This is a genomic window from Serratia sp. Ag1 (assembly GCF_000743355.1).
GTDB lineage: Bacteria > Pseudomonadota > Gammaproteobacteria > Enterobacterales > Enterobacteriaceae > Chania.
Genome location: NZ_JQEI01000009.1, coordinates 61,731 through 87,668 on the forward strand (window position 1 = coordinate 61,731; position 25,938 = coordinate 87,668).

The window sequence follows — 25,938 nt, forward strand, 5'->3', positions numbered from 1 at the left end:
ATATTTAGACTGCCGAACAAAATATAGACGAGCCGGGAGCAGAAATAAACCCCCGGCTAAAAATGAAGAGAAAATATCAGATATGGGTAACGATATCTTTAATCAAACGCGGGCCATGGTAGATAAAACCGGAATAAATTTGCACCAGCGTTGCCCCTGCCTCCATTTTTTCTCGAGCCGCAGTCAGGGAATCAATTCCCCCGACACCAATAATTGGCAAACGCCCCTGTAGCTCCTGCGATAAACGGCGGATCACTTCAGTACTGCGTAGTTGCACCGGGCGGCCACTGAGCCCCCCGGTTTGCTCGCAATAATTTAATCCCTGGATCAGTTTACGATCAAGAGTCGTATTGGTGGCGATCACTCCATCAATATTATGTCGCACCAAACTGTCGGCAACCTGGATCAATTCTTCCTCAGAAAGATCCGGAGCGATCTTTACAGCCACTGGCACATATTTGTGATGCCTTGCGTGCAACTCGGCCTGCTTATTCTTAATTGCCGTTAAAAGATCGTCCAGTGCTTCACCATACTGCAGAGATCGTAACCCTGGCGTATTCGGTGAGGAAATATTAATCGCGATATAACCCGCATACGGATAAACCTTATCCATACAGATCAGATAATCGTCTTTGCCTTGTTCTACTGGCGTATCTTTATTCTTGCCAATATTAATCCCTAAAATGCCACCAAAATGGGATTTCTTAACGTTTTCAACCAGATTGTCCACGCCATGGTTATTAAACCCCATGCGGTTAATCAGCCCTTCAGCTTCGACAATGCGGAATAAGCGTGGTTTATCATTACCAGCTTGTGGACGTGGCGTAACGGTACCCACCTCAACAAAACCAAAACCCATCGCCCCAAAGGCGTCGATGCACTCACCGTCTTTATCCAGACCGGCAGCCAAACCGAGCGGATTTTTAAAGGAGAGCCCCATACAGTTTACCGGTTTAGTCGGCACAGACTGGCGGATAAGAAACTCTAACGGAGTGCCGGTGATCCGGCGGAGCTGACTGAAAGTCAATTCATGCGCGCGCTCGGGATCGAGCTGAAACAACGCTTTCCTGATGAGGGGGTAGTACATGTACTCTCCTGATTTCCCGGTTAATTGCAAGCCGGGGGCATATTCTCCGGTATCCGGCCATTAATTGGAATTGATTAAAGGCAAAAAAAGAGTTTTTAGCACAACCGTTCCTGAGTTCTCGCGCTTTTTCACATTTACGCATATCAAAATCAAAAATTGAGATTTAAAAACTCCCCCCCTTTACTGTTAGCTTTAAAACACTAAGTGAACATAATTCTAACATTGATAACTTTTGGCTATAAGGAGCGACAATGCGCATTATAACCCTGGCTGGCAGCCCACGAATTCCATCGCGTTCAGCAGCACTTCTCAATCAAAGCCAACACTGGCTGCAGCAACAGGGTGCGGAAGTGATCGCTTATACCTTGCACGACTTTAATGCGCAGGATTTGCTGTACGCCAACTTCGACAGCCCTGACATCAAACTCTTTGCGGCCCAGCTAGCACGAGCAGACGGCCTGCTGATCGCGACACCAGTCTATAAAGCCTCGTTTTCTGGCGCACTGAAAACGTTGCTCGATCTGCTGCCAGAACGCGCCTTGGAGCACAAAGTGGTGTTGCCGCTGGCAACCGGCGGTTCCATCGGCCACATGCTGGCGGTGGATTATGCCTTAAAGCCGGTGCTGGCGGCGTTGAAAGCCCAAGAAGTGTTGCACGGTGTTTTTGCCGATGACAGCCAGATCCAGCGTGACGGCGAACAGTTCACCCTATCTGACAGGGTTGCTTCTCGCTTGGAAGAGGCGCTGGAAAGCTTCTACTTGGCGCTGGGGCGTCACCACCCGACATTGCGTATCCCTTCCCCGCTATTAACCCAGCAAAGCGCCTGAAGATAAAAGGAAATAATAATGATGAAGCGATTCTCAATTCTCCGCCGCTGGTTTAATACGGCTGTGCTATCTGCCGTGTTTACCCTGGTGCCCGCCAGCCTCGCCATTGCACAAGAAAATGCCCCAGCCCAATTCCGTATTGGCTATCAGAAAGGTTCCGTCAGCCTGGTGTTGGCAAAAGCTCACCAATTGCTGGAGCAACGCTTCCCCGGCACCAACATCAGTTGGATCGAATTCCCGGCAGGCCCGCAGATGCTTGAAGCGCTGAATGTGGGCAGTATCGATCTGGGCAGCACTGGCGATATTCCACCGATTTTTGCCCAGGCCGCCGGGGCCGATCTGCTGTATGTCGGTGTAGAACCGCCAAAACCTAAAGCAGAAGTGATCCTGGTTGCAGAAAACAGCCCAATAAGCAGCGTCGCCGAATTAAAAGGGCGCAAAGTCGCCTTTCAAAAAGGATCCAGCTCGCACAACCTGCTGCTACGTGCCTTGCAAAAGGCGGGCCTGCAGTTTAGCGATATCCAGCCGGTCTACCTGACGCCTGCCGATGCGCGCGCGGCTTTCCAGCAAGGTAACGTCGATGCCTGGGCGATCTGGGATCCCTACTATTCCGCAGCCTTGCTGCAAGGTGGCGTTCGCGTGTTAACCGATGGCAGCCAGCTAAATCAAACCGGCTCGTTCTATCTGGCTGCCCGCCCCTACGCCGAAACCTATGGCCCCTTCATTCAGCAGGTGCTGGATACCTTGACGCAGGCCGATACGTTAACCCGCAGCGCTCGGGCACAAAGCATCACTTTGCTGGCAAATACCATCGGGTTACCGGAACCGGTGATCGCCTCCTATCTGGATCATCGGCCAGTCACCACGATCAAAGCGCTGGATGCAAAAACTATCACCGCCCAGCAGCAAACCGCCGATCTGTTCTTCGCCAATCGGCTGGTGCCGATCAAGGTGGATATTACTCAACGCGTTTGGCATCCAAACTCACAATAAGCAGGAGCACATGATTATGAGTATTAACGTATTCTGGTTTTTACCTACCCATGGAGATGGGCACTATCTGGGCAGTGCTGAAGGCGCACGCACGGTCGATCACAGTTACCTCCAGCAAATTGCGCAAGCAGCCGATCGGCTTGGGTTTGGCGGGGTGTTGATCCCCACCGGTCGCTCCTGTGAGGATTCCTGGCTGGTGGCCGCTTCGCTGATTCCGGTCACGCAGCGCCTGAAATTCCTGGTGGCGCTGCGCCCAGGTATCATTTCACCGACGTTGGCAGCCCGGCAGGCAGCCACGCTCGACCGGCTTTCCAATGGCCGCACGCTGTTTAATCTGGTGACCGGTGGCGACCCGGAAGAACTGGCCGCAGAAGGGTTACACCTCAATCACGCAGAACGTTACGAAGCCTCTGCCGAATTTACCTACGTGTGGCGCAAGGTGCTGGAAGGTGAATCGGTTGATTTCGCAGGTAAACATATCCAGGTGAAAGGAGCCAAGTTGCTATTTCCGCCGGTACAACAACCTCGTCCACCGCTTTACTTCGGTGGTTCTTCTGCAGCCGCACTGGATCTGGCTGCCGAGCAGGTCGAACTGTACCTGACCTGGGGTGAACCCCCAGCGCAGGTGAAAGAAAAAATCGAGGAAGTGCGTGCCAAAGCGGCAGCTAAAGGGCGCAAAGTGCGCTTTGGCATTCGTTTGCACGTGATCGTGCGTGAAACCACCGCAGAAGCCTGGCGTGCTGCCGAGCGTTTGATCTCTAATCTGGATGACCAAACCATCGCCGATGCACAAAAGGCTTTTGCACGCTTCGACTCGGTGGGGCAACAGCGCATGGCCGCGCTGCACGGCGGTAGAAAAGACCATCTGGAAATCAGCCCAAACCTGTGGGCAGGGGTCGGATTAGTGCGCGGTGGCGCAGGGACCGCGCTGGTAGGCGATGGCCCAACGGTGGCTGAACGTATACAGGAATATGCCGATCTGGGCATCGATACCTTTGTGCTCTCCGGTTATCCGCACCTCGAGGAAGCTTATCGCGTCGGTGAACTGTTGTTCCCACATCTGGACCTGGTGCAAAACGAACCTCCAGCGCAGTTGCGAGCCATTAAACCGCAGGGAGAAACGGCCGCCAATATTTATTCGCCACAAAAAGTGGCTCAAAGCTAAGGAGAATCATGATGGCGATCGGGACACACCCCTTCCTGCAACGGCTGGCTCCTTGGGTTTTACCGGTAGTGCTGGTCGTGGTCTGGCAGGCAGCCGTGGAGGCCGGTTGGCTGTCAAACCGCATCCTGCCAGCGCCCAGTGCGGTTTTCACCGCTTTTTGGGCGCTGACTAAAAGCGGTGAGCTCTGGCAGCACCTGACCATCAGCAGTTGGCGCGCGTTGATTGGGTTCAGTATTGGCGGCAGTCTTGGGCTGGTATTGGGTTTTATCACCGGGTTATCACGCTGGGGCGAACGCCTGCTCGACAGTTCGGTCCAGATGATCCGCAACATCCCCCATCTGGCGCTGATCCCGCTGGTGATCCTGTGGTTCGGCATCGACGAGTCGGCCAAAATCTTTTTGGTCGCCCTCGGCACGTTATTCCCGATCTATTTAAATACCTACCACGGTATCAAGAATTTCGATCGCGGCCTGTTAGAGATGGCCCGCAGTTATGGCCTGAGTGGTTTCCGCTTGTTCAGCCAAGTCGTGCTGCCTGGCGCGTTGCCTTCAATTATGGTTGGGGTACGCTTCGCGCTTGGCTTTATGTGGCTCACACTGATCGTTGCCGAAACCATTTCAGCCAACTCCGGCATCGGTTACTTGGCTATGAACGCGCGTGAGTTTCTGCAAACCGATGTGGTAGTCGTGGCAATTATTTTATATGCACTGCTGGGTAAACTGGCCGATGCCAGCGCACAAGGGCTTGAGCGCATCTGGCTGCGCTGGCACCCGGCCTATCAACTGAAATCTGGAGAAACGCGATGAACGCCCCCACTCGTATTCCGCAAGGCATTCCGCTTACCCTGGAGTCCATTACTAAACGCTACGCTGGCCGCACCGTGCTGGAAGATTTGCAACTACGGATCACTGCTGGCCAGTTTGTTGCCGTGGTTGGCCGTAGCGGCTGCGGCAAGAGCACCTTATTACGCCTGTTGGCCGGGTTGGAAACCACCAGCGGAGGCACACTGCTGGCTGGCAATGCCCCGCTCAGTAGTGCCAAGGAAGATACGCGTTTGATGTTCCAGGACGCTCGTTTGTTACCCTGGAAAAAGGTTATCGATAACGTCGGGCTTGGCCTGCGTGGTGATTGGCGCGATGACGCACTGCAAGCCTTAGCCACCGTCGGGCTGGCCGAGCGCGCAGATGACTGGCCTGCAGCCTTATCTGGCGGGCAAAAACAGCGGGTTGCTCTGGCTCGTGCGTTGATTCACCAGCCTCGCCTGTTGTTATTGGACGAACCTCTTGGCGCGCTGGATGCATTAACCCGCATCGAAATGCAGGGGCTGATTGAGCGTTTGTGGCAACAACTGGGGTTCACCGTGTTGCTGGTGACGCATGATGTCAGCGAAGCGGTTACACTGGCGGATCGCGTTTTACTGATTGAGGAAGGGCGGATCGGGCTGGATTTAACCATCGATTTGCCACGACCACGCCGTAAAGGTTCGGCAAGGTTAGCGGAGCTGGAAGCCGGTGTGCTGGAGAGAGTCTTGTCACCACCGCAGGCGCTGGAAACAACGCGTCGAGTGGCGATAAATTAATCATAGGGAGAGCCAGGTCGTAATGCATGCCAGCTAAAGCTGACCTGCATTACACCCAGGTGGCCTGGTTTACTCTCAACCGAAAATACCGCCAAACCATTGGCTCAGCTTCATCATCACAAAGTCCCACATGCGGCTTAAAATGTTCCCCTCTTTCACTTCCTGCATCACTACCAGCGGGTGTTGCTCGATGACTTTGCCGTCCAGCAGGAAATCGACCGTCCCGACCACCTGATTTTTAGTCAAAGGAGCCTCCAGCGTTGGCTGGCTGAGTTTATAGCTGGCTTTCAGATTCTTCATCTGCCCTTTCGGGATAGTTACCGCAGCATCTTTGACAACCCCCAGCGACACCTCCCCTACGTCACCAAACCAGACTTTCTGGGTGACAAAGGCTTTGTCCGCTTTGATAGGGATGGCGGTTTCATAAAAGCGGAACCCCCAGGTCAGCAGCTTCTCGCTCTCACTGAAACGAACGCGATCGCTCGGAGCCCCCAGCACCACCGAAATCAGGCGCATTGGGCCATCGGTGGCGGATGCCACCAGGTTATGCCCGGCACCGCTGGTGTAACCGGTCTTGATACCATCCACATTCAGATTAGTGCTCCATAACAAACGGTTACGGTTGATCTGGCGGATTTTGTTAAAGGTGAATTCTTTCTCTTTATGTAACGCATATTCATCAGGCACGTCGCGAATCAGCGCCTGGCTCAACAGTGCCATATCGCGTGCAGTGCTGTATTGCCCTTCAGCATCCAATCCGTGTACCGTCAGGAAGTGCGTATTCTGCAAACCAAGAGATTTAGCGTAGTTATTCATCAAGCCGACGAACGAATCCTGGCTGCCCGCCACAAAATTCGCTAGCGCAATGCTGGCATCATTGCCCGACTGAATCACAATACCTTTGTTCAGTTCCGACACCGGCACCTGATCGCCGGGTTTGATAAACATCAGCGAAGAACCACGCAGCGCCGGATTGCCAGTAGCCCAGGCATCTTTACCCACGGTGACCAGGTCATCCGGTTTGATTTTGCCCGCCTTCATCGCTTGACCAATCACATAACTGGACATGATTTTAGTCAGGCTAGCCGGATCCAGTCGGGTGTCAGGGTTGCCTTCTATCAGGATCTTGCCGCTGTTGTAATCCATCAGCACATAAGCTTTAGCATCTATTTGCGGCACGGCTGGCGCTTCTGCCGCCTGAGCGGCGGGGATAACCAGTAACATGACGCCCACGCCGAGAGTCAATGTTTTAACAGAGGTGGAAAAGTTTTTTTTCATCATGACGTCGCCAGAATGTCCATTCAACCTATTGAAATAGCGTTAACCTTTAAACATGTCTACGTTTTCGGCCAACCAGCGAGTGTGGCTCGGTACAGCACAACCCACCATAAACTCATGCGTCTCAGCGCTGTACCTGAAATGCCCCAGCAGTAAGTCTATTAGTTTTCTATTAATCTTGCAGGGATTAGCCTGATTTCGCTGCATTTTTTACATAACTGTACGCTTTTGCCGGTAAATTGGCTAAGAATTGTGCCATTTCTTGCACCATTCGCGGACTGGCTCAGGAAGAGATTCAGAAAATGATTGCCTAAGCTCATCGCTACTGATTTGCGCATCACTTAGCAAAAACTGCCTTTGAGTGTGACAAAAACCACTTTATCGCGTAGGTATTAAGGCATATTTCTCAAACAGATGAAGAGGCGATGTATGTTGACCATTTGGGGCCGTGCAAACTCGAATAACGTAAAGAAAGTGCTCTGGTGTGCCACTGAGCTGGGGCTACATTATACCCAGATCAATGCAGGTGGTGCTTACGGCCAAGTGAATGAACAACCTTACCGCTCACTCAACCCCAATGGGCTGGTGCCATTACTGCAAGATGATGACTTCGTGCTGTGGGAATCCAATACCATTGTGCGCTATCTGGCGGCCAAATATGGCCAAGCGCCTTTCTACCCACAAGACCTGCAAACACGCGCCGCCGCAGAGAAATGGATGGATTGGCTCACGTCCACCATCGCTGCCCCTTTCCGCACCCTTTTCTGGGGCATGGTTCGCACCCCCGCCGAGCAGCGCGATCATGCTGCTATTGCAGCGGCGATCGCCGAACTGGAGCAGCACTTCGATGTCGTCGAGCACACACTGGCGCAACAGCCTTATCTGTCCGGTGAGGCATTTGGCATCGGTGATATCCCTCTTGGCTGCTTTATCTATCCTTGGTTTGAGCTACCGATCCAACGCAAACCACGCCCGCATCTGGAACGTTGGTATCAACAACTCTGTGCCCGCCCGGCCTACCAAACTGCGGTGATGATCCCCCTCACCTGATACAACCTGCTTCAACGTTCAATCCGTTGAATTTAAAAAATTCGCCGCTAAAGTGGAGTAGTCAACAAGGAGGAACTATGAACATCACCGTAACAGATACCTTGCGCCCAGAAGACACCGAAGAAATCCGCAATCATTTGAAGGTCTATAATCGCCAGTTTGTCGGCGACATCCTGAACAAAAACATCGGAGTTTTTGTCTTGGATGCTCAAGGCAACAAAGTGGCAGGCCTGACAGGCAACACCGTGGGCCACTGGTTAAGCATCGATCTCCTCTGGGTATCCGAGACCCTGCGCGGCGAGGGCGTTGGCAGTAAGCTGATTAAAGCAGCAGAACAGCAGGCCATGGCTGACGGATGCAAGTTCGCACGGGTGGACACCTTCAGTTTTCAGGCTCGGCCTTTCTATGAAAAGCAGGGCTATCAGTTACAGATGATCTTGCATAACGCTCCGGTGGAGCATGAACGCTACTTTTTCACCAAGTCGCTTACGGAATAACCCGATGGAAACCCAAACCATGGTGGTAAACAGCGTCGCCTACAAAGCGGGTAAACGACTGGGTGACATCACTATTGAAGATATCAGTGAAGTGGTTAAAGAGCCGGACACTTTTGTCTGGCTCGGTTTATGGCAACCCGAAGATGCCTTCATGCGCAAGATTCAACAAGAGTTCGGCCTGCACGATCTGGCAATTGAAGATGCGCTTTGTGCTCATCAACGGCCAAAAATTGAAACCTATGGCGACTCGTTGTTTATCGTGGTGAAAACTGTCCAATGGGTTGATGACGATGTGGAATACGGTGAGACGCATTGCTTCGTGGGCAAAAACTTCCTGATCACGGTGCGCCACGGTGCTTCTTCCAGCTACGCACCGATCCGCGCCAAAGCTGAAGAAAACCCAAAACTACTGTGCCATGGACCGGGATTTGCCCTCTATTCCGTGCTGGATTTCATCGTTGATAATTACCGTCTTATCGTCGGCAAATTTGAAGCAATGATTGAAGACATCGAATCGAATATGTTTAAGTCAGAGTTTGACGAAACTGCGATTGAAAACGTCTACAGCCTGCGTCGCCATTTGCTCGGCCTGCGCAATGCGGCACTGCCGATGGATGAGATCTGCAATCAGCTGATTCACCTGCATGATGACGTGATCCCCAAAGAGTTGCGCGCCTATGTGCGGGACGTACAGGATCACGCCCGGCAGGTTGCTAACTCCCTGGATGACATGCGTGAAATGCTGACCAACGCTATGCATGTCAATCTGGCTCTGGTCACCGTTAAACAGAACGAAGTGGTCAAACGGCTGGCCGGTTGGGGGGCGATTTTAGCCATCCCAACGGTGATCTTCAGCCTGTACGGGATGAACTTTTCCGACATGCCAGAACTGAAGTTCCCCTGGGCCTATCATGCTACGCTGGGTCTAACCATCGTTGGCTGCATTTTTCTGTACCGGAAACTCAAACATTCAGGCTGGTTGTAGCTCAACATTTCAGTTCAACGACGCGGCTTAAAAATGCTTCCAAAGCCGCATTTTTGCCTATTTACCTCGCATCCAATACAGAACCACTTGAATTTATTACAAACCAGCAATCATTGATTAACAAATTCAACCTTGCCCGTATTTTGTAACAGGAAGTTTTCAAACAGCCGCTATGACTTAGCAGGCTCACCAGCCACGCTTTGAGATAAAGCCAGCATCGTATTGTAATTAAACACTTTTACCCTCTTCAAAAGCTTAAGCACTCTGCTTGAAGCGTTATTATAAAACAGTAACTCTCATCATAATTTCATATAAAGAAGGCCGTAAAAAAACTCGCAATCCCCCCTTGATTCCGGTACCCTCACCTGCGTTTGTGCTTGGTTTACACGGATTCAGTACCAAACATTCTAAATATGTGCGTTCATGCACATTTTCAGCGGTAACTGATTGTCCTGTCAGCTTGCGCCGATTAGTCTCGTTTCGTTTGGCATTTTTTCAGATAGCGACTTTTGTCGTTAAGGACTTCAAGGGAAAACAATTACAATGGTCAAGTCTCAACCGTTTATGAGATATTTTTTGCGGGTGCTCCCTGCAATTGCGGCAGCAGCTATGCTTTCCGCCTGTAGCTCAATCGACACTTCGAAGTTAGATAACTCACAAACTGAGATGCATGCAGTTAATGACAAAAACAGTCTTTTACTGCAAGCCTCTCAGGATGAATTCGAAGCTATGGTGCGTAATGTTGACATCAAGTCAAAGATTATGGACCAATACGCTAGCTGGAAAGGCGTGCGTTACCGTTTAGGCGGCGACACCAAGCGCGGCATTGATTGTTCAGGCTTCGTTCAGCGCACTTTCCGCGAACAGTTCGGTATGGATCTGCCGCGCTCGACTTATGAGCAAGAAGATATGGGCAGAAAAATCCAGCGTGCCAAACTGCGCCCGGGTGATTTAGTGCTGTTCCATGCGGGTTCAACAGGTCGCCATGTTGGTATCTACTTAGGCAACGATAAATTCGTTCACGCCTCCACCAGCAGCGGTGTCACTATTTCCAGCATGAATGAAGCTTATTGGGACAAGCGTTATCGCGAAGCCCGCCGCGTACTTGGCAGGAGCTGAGTACCTAGTATCTGAATCAGTCCTGAAAATCAAACGAATGAGACAAGACGCTGCCCCAGGCAGCGTTTTTTTTTGCTCAAAAGGTTAGCTTGTCTAAAGGAAACTGCACGCCAAAGGGAAAACTAGCCTATTATCGTCACAGGGTAAAAACAATGAAGGGTGCGTTATTTAGGTTGTGCTTAATCAGAAATGCGGCATATCAAGCCTGATGGATAATGATTCAAATAGCATCAATGAGATATACCCGTCACTATCATCACAGCTAAAGAACGTTACATCGCACTCAGGGGGCAAGTTATGGGCTTAAAGGGGGCATTCGCACGCCATGTTTCACAAAAACGACGTGGCTTGATCGCAAGTGGCCTTGTTGCCCTGATATTTTTTATTGTTGTCACCTCCGCCACGTTATTTCTGATTAGTCACCAACGTTTGCAATACCAGAATCAACTCAAAACCCGTACAGAAAAACTCACGCTGAATTACCTCGATCATTTAAAAAACATGATGCAAGAGATCATGCCCCTGACCAGTAAACCTTGCGCAGCCAATCTCTCGAACCTCACTTACCGCGCGGCTTTTACCAACGGCGTTCGTACTTTCCTGCTAGTAAAAGATGGTATTGCTTACTGCTCTTCTGCGACCGGCGATATGAGGTTGGCGGTGAATCATCTGTACCCGGAAATCGACTGGCAGAAGCCTCTGGATATGCAACTGCAACAGGGCACTCCCCTCGTGCCCGATAAGCCGGTTATTGCCCTGTGGCTGCGCCAGTCGGGCCAAACTCAAGAGACGAATACCGGTGTTTTGGCGACATTAGATCTCAGCCTGGCTCCCTACCTGCTAATGACCTCGCAAAATAATGATGCCCCTGGCTTAGCGATTGTGGTTGGCGGCAAGGCAGCAACCACCTTCAGCCAAAACCTGATCCCAAAAACTCAATTACCCAAAAACCATGCTCATGTCTTGGAAATCCCGCGATATCCCTTAGCGATTATTTTTTATAGCCAACATCTGACGGCTAATGATATCCGCTTGACCTTGCTCGGTAGCCTGGTGCTTTCATTGATGTTCGGCGTGCTGTGCTATTTCGCACTGATGCTGAGCCACAGCCCCGAACGGGCAATGATGCGCGGTATCAAACGTGGCGATTTTTTTGTTGAATACCAGCCTGTGTTCCATACCGATAATGCTTCACTGGCTGGCGTTGAAGCCCTACTCCGCTGGCAGCATCCAACGGAAGGGCGCATCTCCCCCGATCTGTTTATCCCTTACGCAGAAAACGAAGGCATGATCGTCCCGATTACCCGCCATCTGTTTAGCCTCATCGTGGCCGACCTCCCGCAACTGATGCAGGCATTGCCGCGTGGTTCTAAACTGGGCCTGAATCTTTCACCGTCTCACCTCAGTTCGCCCACATTTCATGATGACGTATCTCAGTTTTTGGCAAAACTGCCGGATAATTATTTCACTTTGGTGTTTGAAATCACCGAACGCGGCATGGTGGAAGAAGAGAATGCACAGGCTAAATTTGATTGGTTGCACCGCCAACACATTGAGATCGCAATAGATGACTTTGGCACCGGCCACAGCGCGTTGATCTACCTACAGCGTTTCCCCTTGGACTATCTCAAAATTGACCGGGGGTTTGTTAACACCATCGGTCAGGATACCGCAACAGTTCCTGTGCTTGATGCCATCATCACTCTGGCTAAAAAACTGAACATGCTCACCGTCGCCGAAGGCGTTGAAACGGCCGAACAAGTTAATTTCCTGCGGGAGCGCGACGTTAACCTTATGCAAGGCTACTATTTCAGTAAGCCGCTCTCCAGCACGGAACTGGTGGAGTTTTGTCGGACGAACACCGCAGTTGATCGCCAAACTTGATTTACTCACTGATATTTAAACTTCTTTACTCGGCAAACCGGCCTGAAATGCTATGCTAGCGGCCAGTTTAATTGACTTGATTGCAGGAGCTTATCGTAAAGATGTCTGTGCGCATTTTTGCTGCCCTGGTGCTTTCAGCACTCAGTTTCGGTTTGCAGGCTGAAACAATCAATGAGAGCTACGCTTTCGCCACGCTCGGTGAACCGAAATACGCCACCGACTTCAGCCACTTTGATTACGTCAACCCGGCAGCCCCAAAAGGGGGAGAAATACGGCTGGCAGCCATCGGCACCTATGACAACTTCAACCGTTTTGCCTCGCGCGGCGTTCCTGGGGAAAGAACCAGGGAACTTTACGATACGCTGTTTACCACCTCTGACGATGAACCTTCCAGCTATTATCCGCTGATTGCTGAATTAGCCCGCTTTCCAGCCGATATGCGCTGGATGGAGCTGGATATCAATCCACGCGCCCGTTTTCACGACGGTAGCCCGATTACCGCTGCTGATGTAGCCTTCACGTTCAATAAGTTTATGACCGAAGGGGTGCCACAATTTCGTACAGTTTATAAAGGCGTCACGGTAAAAGCTATTTCACGCCTGACAGTACGCATAGAGTTACCCACACCCGATAAAGACCAACTCCTCGGCTTATTCAGCCTGCCTATCCTGCCAGAAAGTTTCTGGAAAAATCACAAGTTTAATGAGCCCCTGAATACTCCACCGCTCGGCAGCGGCCCATATAAAGTCGGCAACTATCGTTTGGGCCAGTACATTACCTATGAGCGGGTGCGCGACTATTGGGCCGCCAATCTGCCAGTCAACCGTGGGCGCTACAACTTCGATACGCTGCGTTACGATTACTATCTGGACGATAAAGTGGCTTTGGAGGCTTTTAAAGCCGGGGCTTATGACTTCAGACCGGAAGGCTCACCAAAAAGCTGGGCCACGCAGTATCAAGGTGGCAACTTCACACGTAACTACATTATCAAGCAGGATGAAACCAATCAGGCGGCACAGAATGCACGCTGGCTGGCCTTTAATATTCAACGCCCGATCTTTGCCGATCGCCAGGTGCGGGAAGCCATTACGCTGGCGTTTGATTTCAATTGGATGAACAAAGCGCTGTATTACGATGCCTATCAACGTGCCAACAGCTACTTCCAGAACACAATATATACCGCCAGCGGCTACCCGGATGCGGCTGAATTAGCCTGGCTGGCACCGCTCAAAGGTAAAGTGCCAGAAGAGGTCTTTACCTCGATTTATCAGCCGCCGACCTCCGACGGCAGCGGTAACAATCGGGAAAATCTGCTGAAAGCCACGGAACTGCTGCAACAGGCCGGGTGGGAAGTAAAAAATCAGCAACTGGTGAACAGTAAAACCGGTAAGCCGTTTACGTTCGAACTGATGCTGCTTAGCGGCAGTAACTTCCAGTATGTGCTGCCGTTCCAACACAGCCTGAAACGACTGGGTATTGATATGCAGATCCGTGAAATTGATGCCAGCCAGTTCACACGGCGCCTGCGTAAACGTGATTTTGATATGATGCCAACGGTGTATCCTGCGATGCCATTTCCAAACTCTTCGCTGCAAACCCGCTGGGATTCAGATTATATCGATTCCAGTTGGAACACGCCCGGCGTTAGCGATCCCGCAGTCGATAGCCTGGTACGGCAAATCATGAAACACCAAGGGGATGAGAAAGCCCTACTGTCCCTTGGGCGAGCGCTGGATCGCGTGCTGACCTGGAATATGTATATGCTGCCCATGTGGTACTCCAATCACGATCGCTACGCTTATTGGGACAAATTCTCCTCACCTGCCATACGCCCAACCTATTCTATCGGGCTGGATAACTGGTGGTTTGACGTCAACAAAGCGGCACGCCTGCCCGCACAACGGCAATAAGGAGTCAGTCGTGGCCGCTTACCTGATACGCAGACTCTTGCTGGTGATCCCCACTCTGTGGGCCATTATCACGATCAACTTTTTTATTGTGCAAATCGCTCCGGGTGGGCCTGTCGATCAGGCGATTGCCGCCATTGAGCTTGGCCACACCAGCGGTTTTACCGGTGGTGGCGGGGGGGACGGTCTTGGGCATGCCAAAGCAGGTGCCGGCAACATCGGGGACGGCCAATATCGCGGGTCGCGCGGGCTAGACCCAGAAGTCATCGCAGAAATCACTAAACGCTACGGCTTCGATAAGCCGCTGCATGAGCGCTACTTTGCCATGCTGTGGAACTATATGCGCCTCGATTTCGGCGACAGTTTGTTCCGTGGAGCTTCAGTGATGCAGCTCATTGGTCAAAGTTTGCCTGTTTCCATTACCCTGGGGTTATGGAGCACGTTGATTATCTATCTGGTCTCAATACCGCTCGGGATCCGTAAAGCCATTCATAACGGCAGTGCCTTTGACATCTGGAGCAGCACGCTGATTATCGTGGGTTACGCCATTCCGGCTTTCCTGTTCGCCATCCTGCTGATTGTGCTGTTTGCTGGCGGCAGCTACCTCGATTGGTTCCCGCTGCGCGGTTTGGTCTCCAGCAACTTTGATACCCTCTCTTGGTACGGCAAAGCGATCGACTACCTGTGGCACATCACTCTGCCCGTGCTGGCAACGGTGATCGGCGGTTTTGCCACCCTGACTATGTTAACCAAGAACTCATTCCTCGATGAGATCCGCAAACAATATGTGGTGACCGCGCGCGCCAAAGGGTTGGACGAGAAAAAAATCCTCTATCGCCACGTGTTCCGTAACGCCATGCTGCTGGTGATCGCCGGTTTCCCGGCCACCTTTATCAGCATGTTTTTCACCGGTTCGTTACTGATTGAAGTCATGTTCTCCCTCAACGGCCTCGGTCTACTGGGCTATGAGGCTACGCTACAACGTGACTACCCGGTCATGTTCGGTACGCTGTATATATTCACCCTGATCGGCCTGTTGCTCAACATCGTCAGCGATATCACCTACACCCTGGTCGATCCGCGCATTGATTTCGAGGCACGTCAATGAGCCGCTTAAGCCCCATCAATCAGGCCCGCTGGGCTCGCTTTCGCAGTAATCGCCGGGGTTACTGGTCACTGTGGCTATTTCTGGTGGCATTCACCCTCAGCCTGGCCGCTAATCTGCTCGCCAACGACAAGCCTTTGCTGGTGCGTTATGAAGGGCGTCTGTACGTGCCGTTTCTGGTCAATTACAGTGAAACCACCTTCGGTGGCAAACTGAACACCACCACAGACTTTCAAGATCCGTTCGTATTGCAACAGATCGAACAGCATGGTTGGGCCGTCTGGGCCCCGATTCGCTTCAGCTATAACACCATTAACTTTGCCACCAAGGTTCCCTTCCCTTCACCGCCGTCAAGGCAGAACCTGCTTGGCACCGACGGCAATGGTAGCGACGTGTTGGCGCGAGTGCTGTACGGCTTCCGTATCTCGATGTTATTCGGGCTGGCGCTGACGCTGTTTTCCAGCGTGATCGGTATTTGCGTGGGCGCCACTCAGGGGTATTACGGCGGCAGATTCGATCTGTGGGGGCAACGCTTTATTGAGGTATGGTCCGGGATGCCAACGCTGTTCCTGATCATTTTGCTTTCCAGCATCGTGCAACCCAACTTCTGGTGGTTGTTGGCAATCACCATCCTATTTGGCTGGATGAGCCTGGTGGGCGTGGTGCGCGCTGAGTTCCTGCGCACCCGTAATTACGATTACATACGTGCCGCCAGAGCCATGGGCGTGCCGGATCGGGTCATTATGTATCGCCATATGCTGCCCAATGCCATGGTTGCCACGCTGACTTTCCTGCCATTTATTTTGTGCGGTTCGATCACCACCCTCACCTCGCTCGATTTTCTCGGCTTCGGCCTGCCCATTGGTTCACCGTCGTTGGGCGAACTGTTATTACAGGGTAAAAACAATCTGCAAGCCCCTTGGCTCGGTATTACCGCCTTTCTGGTGCTGGCAGTGTTGCTCTCATTATTGATTTTTATCGGCGAAGCGGTTCGTGACGCCTTCGACCCCAGCAAGGCGCACTGATATGACGACTCCTCTGCTTGCCATTCAAGATCTCAGCATCGCTTTCCGTCAGGGAGGAACATTGAATCAGGTGGTTAACGGCGTCTCGTTGCAGATTGAACAGGGTGAAACGCTAGCGCTGGTCGGTGAGTCTGGTTCGGGTAAAAGCATTACCGCCCTTTCCGTGCTGCGCCTATTGCCATCACCACCCGTGGTCTACCCCAGCGGCGATATCCTGTTTAACGGGAGCTCGCTGTTGCATGCGCCAGAGGCTGAATTGCGTAAAGTGCGCGGCAATCAGATCGCCATGATCTTCCAGGAACCTATGGTATCACTGAATCCGCTGCACACCATTGAGCAACAGTTGGCCGAAGTGTTGGTACTGCACCGGGGCATGCAGCGTGATGCGGCTCGTAGTGAGGTCGTTCAGTGTTTGGATCGGGTGGGCATCCGTAACGCCAAAGGGCGTTTAAAAGATTATCCGCATCAGCTTTCTGGTGGCGAACGCCAGCGTGTGATGATCGCTATGGCGATCCTGACGCAGCCAAAACTGCTGATTGCTGACGAACCCACTACCGCGCTGGATGTCACGATTCAGGCTCAGATCCTGGTGTTGTTGAAAGAGTTGAAACAGGAGTTGGGTATGGGGTTGCTGTTTATCACCCATAACCTGAATATTGTGCGCCGCCTGGCAGACAACGTGGCAGTGATGCGCCAGGGATTATGCGTGGAACATAACAGCAGCGAGCGCGTGTTTAGCGCCCCGCAGCATGCCTACACCCGCCAGTTGCTGGCCGCTGAGGACGTGGGGGAGCCGTTGCCGCTGCCGGTTAATCAGCAGTCAACCAACCCGCTGCTGAAAGTAGAGAATTTGCAGGTCAGTTTCCCGATCAAACGCGGTCTATTGCGGCGCGTTGTTGATCAGAACTATGCCTTAAAGAATTTGAGTTTCGAGTTGCAAGCAGGGGAAAGCGTGGGGCTGGTGGGTGAGTCTGGCTCCGGCAAAAGCACCACTGGCTTGGCGCTGTTGCGCTTGTTGAGCTCTCAAGGCGCAATCTGGTTTGACGGCCAACCGCTACACCAGTTCAATAATCAGCAGATGTTGCCTTATCGCAGCCGAATGCAGATTGTTTTTCAGGATCCCTACTCCGCGCTGAATCCACGTTTGAACGTGCAACAGATCATTGCTGAGGGGTTGGAGGTTCATCAGCAACTGACGGCGGAACAGCGGGAACAGCGGGTGATCGAAGCATTACAAGAGGTTGGGTTGGATCCGGCATTGCGCCATCGTTATCCGACCGAATTCTCCGGCGGGCAACGCCAGCGTATTGCGATTGCCCGGGCATTGATTCTGCAACCACAATTGCTGATTCTGGATGAACCGACCTCATCGTTAGATAAATCGGTTCAAGCACAAATTCTGATGTTGCTGAAATCATTACAACAACGCCACCGATTGGCTTACCTGTTTATCAGCCATGACCTGCAGGTGGTGCGTTCACTTTGCCATCAGGTGATTGTGCTACGCCAAGGTGAGGTCGTGGAGCAGGGGCACTGTCAGACTATTTTCAATGCACCCTCGGCAGCCTACACGCAGCAATTATTGCAGTTAATCGATTAATTAAGAGCGGGCTTCAGAAGGGGTATTGCGCACTGAGTTGTTCAGCGATCGCCGCGCCGACATTTTTTAACCGGCACATAGCGGCACTCTCATCACACTGATGAACGAACAGGCAAGGCTCCCCTTCCCATTCCACAATGGCACAATTAACCTGAATCTCTTGTAAAGACAGGTTAAGCTGCTGCATCACAAGCCAGGCATCATTCCCATCGTGGCTTAGCAGTTTCAGGCCGATCAGATTGTTATCTTCGTCTATGCCGCTAAGCGGTATGGGTTCAACTTTGACGCCAGTAAAACCCGATAGCCAACGATAACTTTGCGGCAAGCGATGCACTACCGAAAGCTGGAGAGTATCCACATGAAATCCCTAGTCTGAAAAGGTGAAACACTTTTTTACATCACAGGACTACTTTAGTTATAGCCGTAATCATCCGATTTTGCCGTGAGCAAGTGTTATTTAAACGTAAAAAAATTTACAAAAAATTAACCAATGTTTGTATTTGCCGATATCTCAAGGCTTTCTGACCTGCCGCAAGAGGTTATTTCTCAGCATTTTGCGACTCAGCTCGCATTTTTTGCGTTATATGTAACCCTTTCAGACGCTGAACTCAACATTTTTTTATTGCAATGCAGTTACTTTACAATCGCTATAATTTTACATTGCGTAAACACTCAACACGTATGCAATCTTCACATCTCCGCATAACGATATGATTAAAAATAGGAATAGTAAAAAAGAGGATGCAACCGCCACAAGAGGGTTAAAACTGTGTAGCCTGGTAAATAATCGCTTTTTTAACAAAAAACACACAGTCGGCGCGTTCACTGATGAGGCCACCAAAGGCTGCCAGTATGATTGATTACGCGTGAACTGGGAGCCCATGCACTGGGCTCCCGAGGTGACTTAACGTTTTACAGATTAACGCATCGGTATTTGCCCGCAATAACCTTCTAAAGATAAATCATAAATCTGGCCACTATTGTCAAAGAGCTCATCACTCAGCAAGGTACGATATTCTGAGAAATAGCAACCTTCACCAATTCCCTCCGGGGGGGCAATAGAACTGGACGCTCCGAGATAAAAATATTTATATCCCTGAACAATCCATTCGGGAAGAACGGCTAACGGATAAACGACTCCCGTGGGGATAGTCACGGAGACAACCGGCGCTTGTACAGCAAAGGACTGAAGCCAAGCTTGAGGCCCCACGGATATTTCACATCGTTCAATAGCGAAATACTTTTTAACTTCCTCATAGTTACTCGCCTGAGGATCGCAACGAACATAAACATACTGCTGACTAATTTCTTCTGGTAGTGCAGCAAATGTCATCACTAATTTATTTCCGCTCAGTGATACATTGCTATCCTGCGCAGTATATTTCCATATATCGCCGTTTGCTTGCGTCTCGTACTGAAGCGCACTCCAACTTATCAATTGCGGTGCCTGTTGCGTATAAATGACGGCCCCCTCAGCGGGTAAGATATATTCGTCAACTTCCGCGCTCCCATTGAACTCTATCTTCGCGCGACAAGCGATTGGCGTAAGATCAGGCAACTGGCATTGAGCCGTAAATTGATAAGGGGCAGATAAAGGAATAGATATCGAGGCAGGTATTAAAGCACCGGTTCCCGTTGTATCCAATGGGCTCGTAACTTTCCCCATCAGACGGTTATTTCCTCCTGATAAACCGACTGCTTCCCAGGTAATCTCCTTAACAAGATCGGGCATATTATAGACTGTCGCCCCTTCAGCACCAATACTAGTGCCTCTTACCAGCCTTTCTCCGCCAGTCAGCACCACAGAGGCGGTAACGCTACAGGCAATAGGTTTGGATTCAGGATCCAGACATTGCAAGAAGGTCGTGCCTGCAGGTGTATATTTAAAATCCCAGTTCCATGACGAGAAATGCGGCACAGTGGCTTCTACCATCAGCATTTTCTCGCCGTCGCGGGTCACGACGATCGCTTCACCTTTCACATCAGGCGTTTCTTCCCACAACCCCAGGCTCTCGTTGAAGTACCACATCGGGATTGTGCCACCCGCCGATAAATCATGGCCATCAATGTTGGAGAATGGCAGGCTCATCTGCAGAGTAGCAGTTTTACCTTCGGCTAAATTCAAAGCATGACCGGCTTCATCATAAAAAGCGACGGCCATCAACCCGGCACTGATCAGGTCAACTTCCTGGTTATCTGCGGTAATGGCACGCCCATTGGCCGGCATGGCTTTCAGGTCATCGCTGTCAATATTCCACGGCGTTAACTCCACCCGCGCTTTGCCCGTTGCAGGCGTTCCGTCCGCATAAACCAGCGCAGCCTCAGGCAGAATGACATGGGCATCCATGATCAGGCTGGAGATACCCTGCGCTTTTTCAATATTCTCAATGTATTTGGTTTCTGCTACCGGCATCAAATGAACGATCAGCGGTGGCATTTTTTCTTGCACCGCAACTTTAACGGCTTGCGTCACATAACCCGCTTTTTTCACTTTCACCACCCAGAAACCCTTCTCATCCGCAGGCAGAGAAGAGAGCTGCGCTACGCCGTTTTGGTCACTGGCTGATACCTTGACTTCATCAAAGAATATTTCAGCGTCAGCCAGGATAACGCCATCCTTGCCTTGCGTAATAATATCCAGCGTCGCAGTTTCTGGGGTCACAATCGGGGGTTCTGGCGGAGCAACTGGAGGTTCTGGTGGCACAACAGGAGGTGTTACAGGCGGAGTGACGGGAGGGCTAACGGGTGGAGTCACCGGCGGATTGTTATTTGAAGAGTCTCCCCCGCCAGAGTCGCACGCAGACAGTGTGGCGACAAATATTCCAATGCATAAAGAGCGTAATAAATGTATTCTTTTCACAGTATCTCCTTCCTAGAGTTATTGTTATACCTGTCATACTTCACGTTGTCTGGTTGTTGACTGCGCTCTGTCGCCTACCCGCAACTCGAATTATTTAGGGTATCGTACAACTGTTATATTTTTTTAATCTCTATATCCATAATACTTTTCAAAGCAGAGCCTATATCCCCTAATACTTCAAGTTACCTGGGTGTTAGCTGCACGTGTTTGCCGCCTACAAGTCACTCGAATTATTTGGGGTATAAATTGCACCGCGTCGTATTATGTATCTCACGCCGAAGCAAATGCAACATAAGTGTTAACAAGTCGCTCATTGACAGAAAATAAAAATGGAGCCTTTGCTCAATTCAGGGATTTATCTGATTGCATAGCGTGATTTAATTCACATTTAATTACAGCGAGAGAGAGGAATAATATTATGCCAGCAGCATGGATAACGGCATATCACTTAAGAATCCAAGAGGTAATAACACATTTTTATTCCCCTGCTCTTTCGAAAAGCAGGGGAATATATTATTTTTTTGGCACGCAGGCAAAGCGGTAAAACAACATCGCAATAATGCTGCACAACGCCATGGAAGACACCATCGGCCAAACGCTTTTACTGGGTGCCATCGCCAAGATCGTGCCGACCAGCGCACCAATACTGAAACGCAAAGTCCCTGCCAAAGAAGAAGCCGTTCCCGCCATATGAGGGAAATCATCCAGGATCACTGCCATCGCGTTAGAGGAGATCATGGCGATACAGCCGAGATAAACCGCCACGCCCAATACTAGCGCCCAGAACCCCATCCCGCTGGCACTCACCAACAGTAACCACACGCCCATCGTTAATTGCACCGACAGGCCAAAACGAAACATTTTGATAGCCCCAACGCGGCGCACATTGCGGCTATTAATCAGCGTGGTCAGGAACAGAAACACAATATTCAGCGCAAAGTAATATCCAAAATGCTGGGGTGAAACATGATTCAGTTCAATGTAAACAAAGGGCCCGGCACTGAGAAATGAAAACATTCCCGCGAACGAGAAAGCACTGGCCAACATGTAGCTCAGTACCCGTTTATGACGGAACAAGGAGCCAAAGTTCCTCAAGGTGGTCCGCAGATGGAATTTCTGCAGCCGTTCCTTGGGCAGGGTTTCCTTGATGAAAAACGCCACCAGCACCGAACCGAGCAACGCTGCCGCCGCCATGGTCCAGAAAATGGCATGCCAGTTAAACCACAGCAACAAAGCGCCACCAATCATCGGAGCCAGCAGCGGTGCAATGGTCATCACCAGAATCACGAACGACATCATGCGCGAGAATTCATCTTTGGTGAACATATCGCGCATCAGAGCATTGATCACCACGCTGGCCGCCGCAGCCGACAGCCCATGCAAGAAGCGCAGGTTAATCAACTGCTCGACGGACTGCGCCATGGCACAGGCTCCACCCGCGATGGCGAAAATCAACGTGCCCCATAAGATCACCGGCTTGCGGCCAATGCTGTCTGACATCGGCCCATAGAACAGTTGGCCCAAGGCAAAACCTAGCACGTAGGCGCTGAGCGTCATCTGTACACGGCCAGACTCCACGCCAAACTGCTGGGCGATAATCGGCATACTGGGCAAATACATGTCGATCGCCAGAGGCATCAGCATGGAAAGCAGGCCGAGAATAAAGATCAACCCCAAGTGAGAGGTCCGGTTCTGTTGCACGTTCAACGACTCCTTCATTGGCCGCAAATCAATCCTGCAAGTGCGGCGCACCTACGCTGGCGATCTCTGCTTCGGTCAGCGGACGATATTCACCCGGGGCCAAATCCTCATCCAGCGTAATCGCACCAATACGTTCACGATGGAGCTCAACCACCCGATTGCCGACGGCAGCGAACATCCGTTTCACCTGATGATAGCGCCCTTCACTGATGGTCAAGCGCACCAGTTTATCTTCAAGCTGTTCCAACTGTGCCGGTCTGGTCAGGTCTTTTTCATTGTGCAACTGCACACCCTGCTCAAACTGCTGTGCCGTATCTTCAGCCAGCGGGTGCTCCAGCGTCACCAGATAGGTTTTCTCACAATGATGTTTCGGGGACGTGATCCGGTGCGACCACTGGCCATCATCGGTCATCAATACCAAACCGGTGGTATCAATATCCAATCGCCCTGCTGCATGCAGTTTGTAAGCAACAGGTTCATCGAGAAAATACAGTACCGTGGGATGATCAGGATCTTCGGTGGAACAGACATAACCCTGCGGTTTGTTGAGCATGAAGTAGCGTAGCCCGCTCAGTTGTGACAACACATTGCCATCAAATGTCACTTCCTGTTCCGGAGCCAGTTTGATCGCCCCGCTCTTGACGAATTCGCCGTCCACGGTGACACGCTTCGCCCGCAGTTCACGTGCTACCAGTGTGCGGCTGATGCCTAATTGTTGAGATAAAAATTTGTCCAGTCGCATTAAATCTGCTTTGCCTGTCGTTGTTATGATCGTATGAATATGACGCCCCACCCTTACACCAGGTGCAAAAAGCAGGTTCGAAGAGGAGGAATCCGTAAAATCGCGTGAGGAAACAGCGATTGCTGTCACACAAGTATAGCGGCGGAAACGGTGCCATAACAGCAGCAATTTCCAAGCTTCTCGCACCACCGGCAAGATAAGGGCATAATAATCGAAATTTTCCCACCGTCAGGGGCCCTATGGCACATTGTCAGCAGAACCTCCCTTCAGTGGCCTATTTCAACACACGGCATTAACTCATGGCATTTACCCTGCGCCCCTATCAGTTGGAGGCGGTTGAAGCCACCATCCAGCATTTCCGTCAACACCCTGAGCCTGCGTTAATTGTGCTGCCAACCGGCGCAGGCAAAAGCCTGGTGATCGCCGAGCTGGCTAAACGTGCCCGTGGCCGGGTACTAGTGCTGGCACACGTCAAAGAATTGGTGGCGCAAAACCATGCCAAGTACTGTGCTTACGGGCTGGAAGCGGATATTTTTGCCGCTGGGCTGCAACAAAAAGAGAGCAGTGGCAAAGTGGTATTTGGCAGCGTGCAGTCGGTGGCCCGTAATCTGCCGCTGTTTGATGGTGCATTTTCACTGCTGATCATCGATGAATGCCACCGTATCAGTGACGATGATGACAGCCAGTATCAGCAAATTATTCAGCATCTGCAAAAATCCAACCCACAATTACGCCTGCTTGGCCTCACGGCCACGCCTTATCGGCTAGGCAAAGGCTGGATTTATCAGTTCCACTACCACGGGTTTACTCGCGACGACAGCAGCAGCCTATTCCGCGACTGTATTTATGAACTGCCGCTGCGTTACATGATCAAGCATGGCTACCTGGTTCCGCCCGAGCGTTTGGATATGCCGATCGTGCAATATGACTTCAGCCGACTCGAGGCCAGAAGCAACGGTTTGTTCAGCGAAGTGGATCTTAACCGTGAGCTGAAAAAACAGTACCGCATCACGCCGCATATTATCAGCCAGATTATTGAATATGCTGAAACGCGCAAAGGCGTGATGATATTTGCTTCAACGGTAGAGCACGCCCGCGAAATCCACGGCCTGTTGCCCACAGGCGCAGCGGCTCTGGTGAGCGCCGAAACGCCAGCAACCGAGCGCGATGCTCTGATCGCCGCCTTCAAGCAGCAACAACTGCGCTATCTGGTTAACGTGGCGGTACTGACTACCGGGTTCGACGCCCCGCATGTCGATCTGATCGCCATCCTGCGGCCAACGGAGTCCGTCAGCCTGTATCAGCAGATCGTCGGGCGTGGGTTACGATTATCCCCCGGCAAACAGGATTGTTTGATTCTTGATTATGCCGGTAACCCACACGATCTGTTCACCCCAGAAGTGGGGGGAAGCAGACCACATGCAGGCAGCCAACCGGTGCAGGTATTTTGCCCTGCCTGCGGCTTTGCCAACCTGTTCTGGGGCAAATGCACCGAAAGCGGTGACATCATCGAACACTATGGCCGACGTTGCCAGGGGTGGCTGGAAGACGACGCTGGCAATCGTGAACAATGTGATTACCGCTTCCGCTTCAAAAGTTGCCCACATTGTGGGGCAGAGAATGATATCGCCGCCCGCCGCTGCCACCAGTGCCAGGAAGTGCTGGTCGATCCCGATGATATGTTGAAAGCGGCGCTGAAACTGAAAGACGCACTGGTACTGCGCTGTGGCGGTATGGAGTTACAAAGCGGCCAGGATGACAAAGGGGAATGGCTCAAAGCCACTTATTATGATGAAGACGGCACCAGCACCAGCGAGCGTTTTCGCCTGCAAACGCCAGCTCAACGCAAAGCGTTTGAAATGCTGTTCCTGCGGCCACACCAGCGCGCCCCCGGTATCCCTCTCCAGTGGCAAAATGCGACCGATGTCTTAGCGCAGCAGGCGCTGTTACGCCATCCAGACTTTGTGGTGGCACGTAAGCGCGGCCAATTCTGGCAGATTCGCGAAAAGGTTTTTGATTATCAGGGCCGCTTCCGCCGCGCTAATCAACTGTATTAAAGGCAATAGCACGCACTTGCGGCAGGTTTTCGTTGCCCGCAGAACGGCTTTCCGTTAGAATGCCGCCCGCTTTGCCTGGGTTTACCCGGTGCAAAAGCAGGTTATCGAGCCTGTTACTGGGTCGCCTGTAGCAGGGTAAATTTTCTTTCGAGAGAAAAAACAATGTTCACTATCAACGTACAAGTACGCAAAGACCAGGGTAAGGGTGCGAGCCGCCGCCTGCGTGCAGCAAACAAATTCCCAGCTATCGTTTACGGTGGCAAGGAAGCTGCAGTTTCCATCGAATTAGACCATGACTCTGTAAAGAACATGGAAGCTAAACCAGAATTCTACAGCGAAGCAGTAACTCTGGTTATCGACGGTAAAGAAACCAAAGTTAAGGTTCAGGCTGTACAGCGTCACCCGTTCAAGCCAAAACTGGCTCACATCGACTTCGTTCGCGTTTAATCGCCACGTTATCGATCTTTCGGGACGCCG

The 25,938-nt window shown here is 51.4% G+C and carries 22 protein-coding genes; 16 read left to right on the top strand and 6 right to left on the bottom strand.

The genetic code is table 11. The annotated features are described in order from the left end of the window. Nucleotides 1-76: 76 nt before the first annotated feature. Nucleotides 77-1,087 (bottom strand): quinone-dependent dihydroorotate dehydrogenase, encoded by a 1,011-nt coding sequence (gene pyrD / locus IV04_RS05495; protein WP_037402308.1) that lies wholly within the window; start codon nucleotides 1,085-1,087, stop codon nucleotides 77-79. A 251-nt stretch (nucleotides 1,088-1,338) separates the two neighbouring features. On the opposite strand from pyrD, the gene ssuE reads away from it, so the two are divergent. From ssuE to ssuB, 5 genes are read left to right on the top strand one after another with little or no spacing between them, the layout of a single operon-like run. Next, the gene (gene ssuE / locus IV04_RS05500) at nucleotides 1,339-1,914 is read left to right on the top strand and encodes an NADPH-dependent FMN reductase (protein WP_037402310.1); all 576 of its coding nucleotides are present in this window, start codon (nucleotides 1,339-1,341) and stop codon (nucleotides 1,912-1,914) included. 21 nt (nucleotides 1,915-1,935) lie between these two features. Further along, nucleotides 1,936-2,907, top strand: a complete 972-nt coding sequence (locus tag IV04_RS05505) for a sulfonate ABC transporter substrate-binding protein (RefSeq protein ID WP_081893176.1) — start codon at nucleotides 1,936-1,938, stop codon at nucleotides 2,905-2,907. A gap of 16 nt (nucleotides 2,908-2,923) precedes the next feature. After that, nucleotides 2,924-4,072, top strand: a complete 1,149-nt coding sequence (ssuD, locus tag IV04_RS05510; RefSeq protein ID WP_037402312.1) for an FMNH2-dependent alkanesulfonate monooxygenase — start codon at nucleotides 2,924-2,926, stop codon at nucleotides 4,070-4,072. An 11-nt stretch (nucleotides 4,073-4,083) separates the two neighbouring features. After that, nucleotides 4,084-4,878, top strand: coding sequence for an aliphatic sulfonate ABC transporter permease SsuC (gene ssuC / locus IV04_RS05515; protein WP_037402314.1), 795 nt, complete (start codon nucleotides 4,084-4,086; stop codon nucleotides 4,876-4,878). Continuing rightward, a complete protein-coding gene (ssuB, locus tag IV04_RS05520) occupies nucleotides 4,875-5,651 on the top strand; it encodes an aliphatic sulfonates ABC transporter ATP-binding protein (protein ID WP_037402316.1) in 777 nt (258 codons plus the stop codon). The genes ssuC and ssuB overlap by 4 nt, the downstream gene beginning before the upstream one ends. Before the next feature lie 75 nt (nucleotides 5,652-5,726). Here the strand turns inward: ssuB and IV04_RS05525 are convergent, their stop codons facing one another. Then, the gene (locus tag IV04_RS05525; protein ID WP_037402318.1) at nucleotides 5,727-6,932 is read right to left on the bottom strand and encodes a serine hydrolase; all 1,206 of its coding nucleotides are present in this window, start codon (nucleotides 6,930-6,932) and stop codon (nucleotides 5,727-5,729) included. A gap of 426 nt (nucleotides 6,933-7,358) precedes the next feature. Between IV04_RS05525 and IV04_RS05530 the strand changes: the two genes are divergently transcribed. From IV04_RS05530 to yejF, 9 genes are all read left to right on the top strand, one after another. Further along, nucleotides 7,359-7,979 carry a glutathione S-transferase family protein gene (locus IV04_RS05530; protein ID WP_037402319.1) on the top strand — a complete coding sequence of 207 codons (621 nt, stop codon included), beginning with the start codon at nucleotides 7,359-7,361 and terminating at the stop codon, nucleotides 7,977-7,979. A 77-nt stretch (nucleotides 7,980-8,056) separates the two neighbouring features. Further along, nucleotides 8,057-8,476: a GNAT family N-acetyltransferase gene (locus IV04_RS05535; protein WP_037402321.1), complete on the top strand. Its 420-nt coding sequence runs from the start codon at nucleotides 8,057-8,059 to the stop codon at nucleotides 8,474-8,476. Nucleotides 8,477-8,480: 4 nt separating this feature from the next. Beyond that, complete coding sequence (locus tag IV04_RS05540; RefSeq protein WP_037402323.1) at nucleotides 8,481-9,461, top strand: magnesium and cobalt transport protein CorA; 981 nt, start codon at nucleotides 8,481-8,483, stop codon at nucleotides 9,459-9,461. 543 nt (nucleotides 9,462-10,004) lie between these two features. Beyond that, nucleotides 10,005-10,580: a bifunctional murein DD-endopeptidase/murein LD-carboxypeptidase gene (mepS, locus tag IV04_RS05545; protein ID WP_037402324.1), complete on the top strand. Its 576-nt coding sequence runs from the start codon at nucleotides 10,005-10,007 to the stop codon at nucleotides 10,578-10,580. Between the two features lie 297 nt (nucleotides 10,581-10,877). Further along, nucleotides 10,878-12,464, top strand: a complete 1,587-nt coding sequence (locus IV04_RS05550) for a cyclic di-GMP phosphodiesterase (protein ID WP_037402326.1) — start codon at nucleotides 10,878-10,880, stop codon at nucleotides 12,462-12,464. Between the two features lie 101 nt (nucleotides 12,465-12,565). After that, nucleotides 12,566-14,374, top strand: a complete 1,809-nt coding sequence (locus IV04_RS05555) for an extracellular solute-binding protein (RefSeq protein WP_037402328.1) — start codon at nucleotides 12,566-12,568, stop codon at nucleotides 14,372-14,374. Nucleotides 14,375-14,384: 10 nt separating this feature from the next. Then, nucleotides 14,385-15,479 (top strand): microcin C ABC transporter permease YejB, encoded by a 1,095-nt coding sequence (locus IV04_RS05560; RefSeq protein ID WP_037402330.1) that lies wholly within the window; start codon nucleotides 14,385-14,387, stop codon nucleotides 15,477-15,479. Then, on the top strand, nucleotides 15,476-16,501 hold the full coding sequence (locus IV04_RS05565) for an ABC transporter permease (RefSeq protein WP_037402333.1): 1,026 nt from the start codon (nucleotides 15,476-15,478) through the stop codon (nucleotides 16,499-16,501). The genes IV04_RS05560 and IV04_RS05565 overlap by 4 nt, the downstream gene beginning before the upstream one ends. Before the next feature lies 1 nt (nucleotide 16,502). Continuing rightward, a complete protein-coding gene (gene yejF, locus IV04_RS05570; RefSeq protein ID WP_037402335.1) occupies nucleotides 16,503-18,101 on the top strand; it encodes a microcin C ABC transporter ATP-binding protein YejF in 1,599 nt (532 codons plus the stop codon). Between the two features lie 13 nt (nucleotides 18,102-18,114). Here the strand turns inward: yejF and IV04_RS05575 are convergent, their stop codons facing one another. The 4 genes from IV04_RS05575 to rsuA form a co-directional block, all read right to left on the bottom strand. Then, complete coding sequence (locus tag IV04_RS05575; protein ID WP_037402338.1) at nucleotides 18,115-18,459, bottom strand: YejG family protein; 345 nt, start codon at nucleotides 18,457-18,459, stop codon at nucleotides 18,115-18,117. Nucleotides 18,460-19,020: 561 nt separating this feature from the next. Then, nucleotides 19,021-20,961, bottom strand: a complete 1,941-nt coding sequence (locus tag IV04_RS05580; protein WP_197062188.1) for a hypothetical protein — start codon at nucleotides 20,959-20,961, stop codon at nucleotides 19,021-19,023. Between the two features lie 513 nt (nucleotides 20,962-21,474). Continuing rightward, complete coding sequence (locus IV04_RS05585; protein WP_037402614.1) at nucleotides 21,475-22,662, bottom strand: Bcr/CflA family multidrug efflux MFS transporter; 1,188 nt, start codon at nucleotides 22,660-22,662, stop codon at nucleotides 21,475-21,477. A gap of 28 nt (nucleotides 22,663-22,690) precedes the next feature. Continuing rightward, a complete protein-coding gene (gene rsuA / locus IV04_RS05590) occupies nucleotides 22,691-23,404 on the bottom strand; it encodes a 16S rRNA pseudouridine(516) synthase RsuA (protein ID WP_037402343.1) in 714 nt (237 codons plus the stop codon). A 299-nt stretch (nucleotides 23,405-23,703) separates the two neighbouring features. Between rsuA and IV04_RS05595 the strand changes: the two genes are divergently transcribed. Both IV04_RS05595 and rplY read left to right on the top strand, forming a co-directional pair. Beyond that, a complete protein-coding gene (locus IV04_RS05595) occupies nucleotides 23,704-25,461 on the top strand; it encodes a DEAD/DEAH box helicase (RefSeq protein ID WP_037402345.1) in 1,758 nt (585 codons plus the stop codon). Between the two features lie 162 nt (nucleotides 25,462-25,623). Continuing rightward, nucleotides 25,624-25,908 carry a 50S ribosomal protein L25 gene (gene rplY / locus IV04_RS05600; protein WP_037402348.1) on the top strand — a complete coding sequence of 95 codons (285 nt, stop codon included), beginning with the start codon at nucleotides 25,624-25,626 and terminating at the stop codon, nucleotides 25,906-25,908. Nucleotides 25,909-25,938: the final 30 nt, after the last annotated feature.

Bases quoted from the DNA above. Each gene is read 5' to 3' on its own strand.
- IV04_RS05595 (WP_037402345.1), top strand. From the start codon at position 23,704: ATGGCATTTACCCTGCGCCCCTATCAGTTGGAGGCGGTTGAAGCCACC.
- IV04_RS05525 (WP_037402318.1), bottom strand. From the start codon at position 6,932: ATGATGAAAAAAAACTTTTCCACCTCTGTTAAAACATTGACTCTCGGC.
- IV04_RS05540 (WP_037402323.1), top strand. From the start codon at position 8,481: ATGGAAACCCAAACCATGGTGGTAAACAGCGTCGCCTACAAAGCGGGT.
- ssuB (WP_037402316.1), top strand. From the start codon at position 4,875: ATGAACGCCCCCACTCGTATTCCGCAAGGCATTCCGCTTACCCTGGAG.
- IV04_RS05565 (WP_037402333.1), top strand. From the start codon at position 15,476: ATGAGCCGCTTAAGCCCCATCAATCAGGCCCGCTGGGCTCGCTTTCGC.
- IV04_RS05550 (WP_037402326.1), top strand. From the start codon at position 10,878: ATGGGCTTAAAGGGGGCATTCGCACGCCATGTTTCACAAAAACGACGT.
- ssuE (WP_037402310.1), top strand. From the start codon at position 1,339: ATGCGCATTATAACCCTGGCTGGCAGCCCACGAATTCCATCGCGTTCA.
- IV04_RS05505 (WP_081893176.1), top strand. From the start codon at position 1,936: ATGAAGCGATTCTCAATTCTCCGCCGCTGGTTTAATACGGCTGTGCTA.
- ssuD (WP_037402312.1), top strand. From the start codon at position 2,924: ATGAGTATTAACGTATTCTGGTTTTTACCTACCCATGGAGATGGGCAC.
- mepS (WP_037402324.1), top strand. From the start codon at position 10,005: ATGGTCAAGTCTCAACCGTTTATGAGATATTTTTTGCGGGTGCTCCCT.
- ssuC (WP_037402314.1), top strand. From the start codon at position 4,084: ATGGCGATCGGGACACACCCCTTCCTGCAACGGCTGGCTCCTTGGGTT.
- rsuA (WP_037402343.1), bottom strand. From the start codon at position 23,404: ATGCGACTGGACAAATTTTTATCTCAACAATTAGGCATCAGCCGCACA.
- IV04_RS05555 (WP_037402328.1), top strand. From the start codon at position 12,566: ATGTCTGTGCGCATTTTTGCTGCCCTGGTGCTTTCAGCACTCAGTTTC.
- rplY (WP_037402348.1), top strand. From the start codon at position 25,624: ATGTTCACTATCAACGTACAAGTACGCAAAGACCAGGGTAAGGGTGCG.
- pyrD (WP_037402308.1), bottom strand. From the start codon at position 1,087: ATGTACTACCCCCTCATCAGGAAAGCGTTGTTTCAGCTCGATCCCGAG.
- yejF (WP_037402335.1), top strand. From the start codon at position 16,503: ATGACGACTCCTCTGCTTGCCATTCAAGATCTCAGCATCGCTTTCCGT.
- IV04_RS05530 (WP_037402319.1), top strand. From the start codon at position 7,359: ATGTTGACCATTTGGGGCCGTGCAAACTCGAATAACGTAAAGAAAGTG.
- IV04_RS05535 (WP_037402321.1), top strand. From the start codon at position 8,057: ATGAACATCACCGTAACAGATACCTTGCGCCCAGAAGACACCGAAGAA.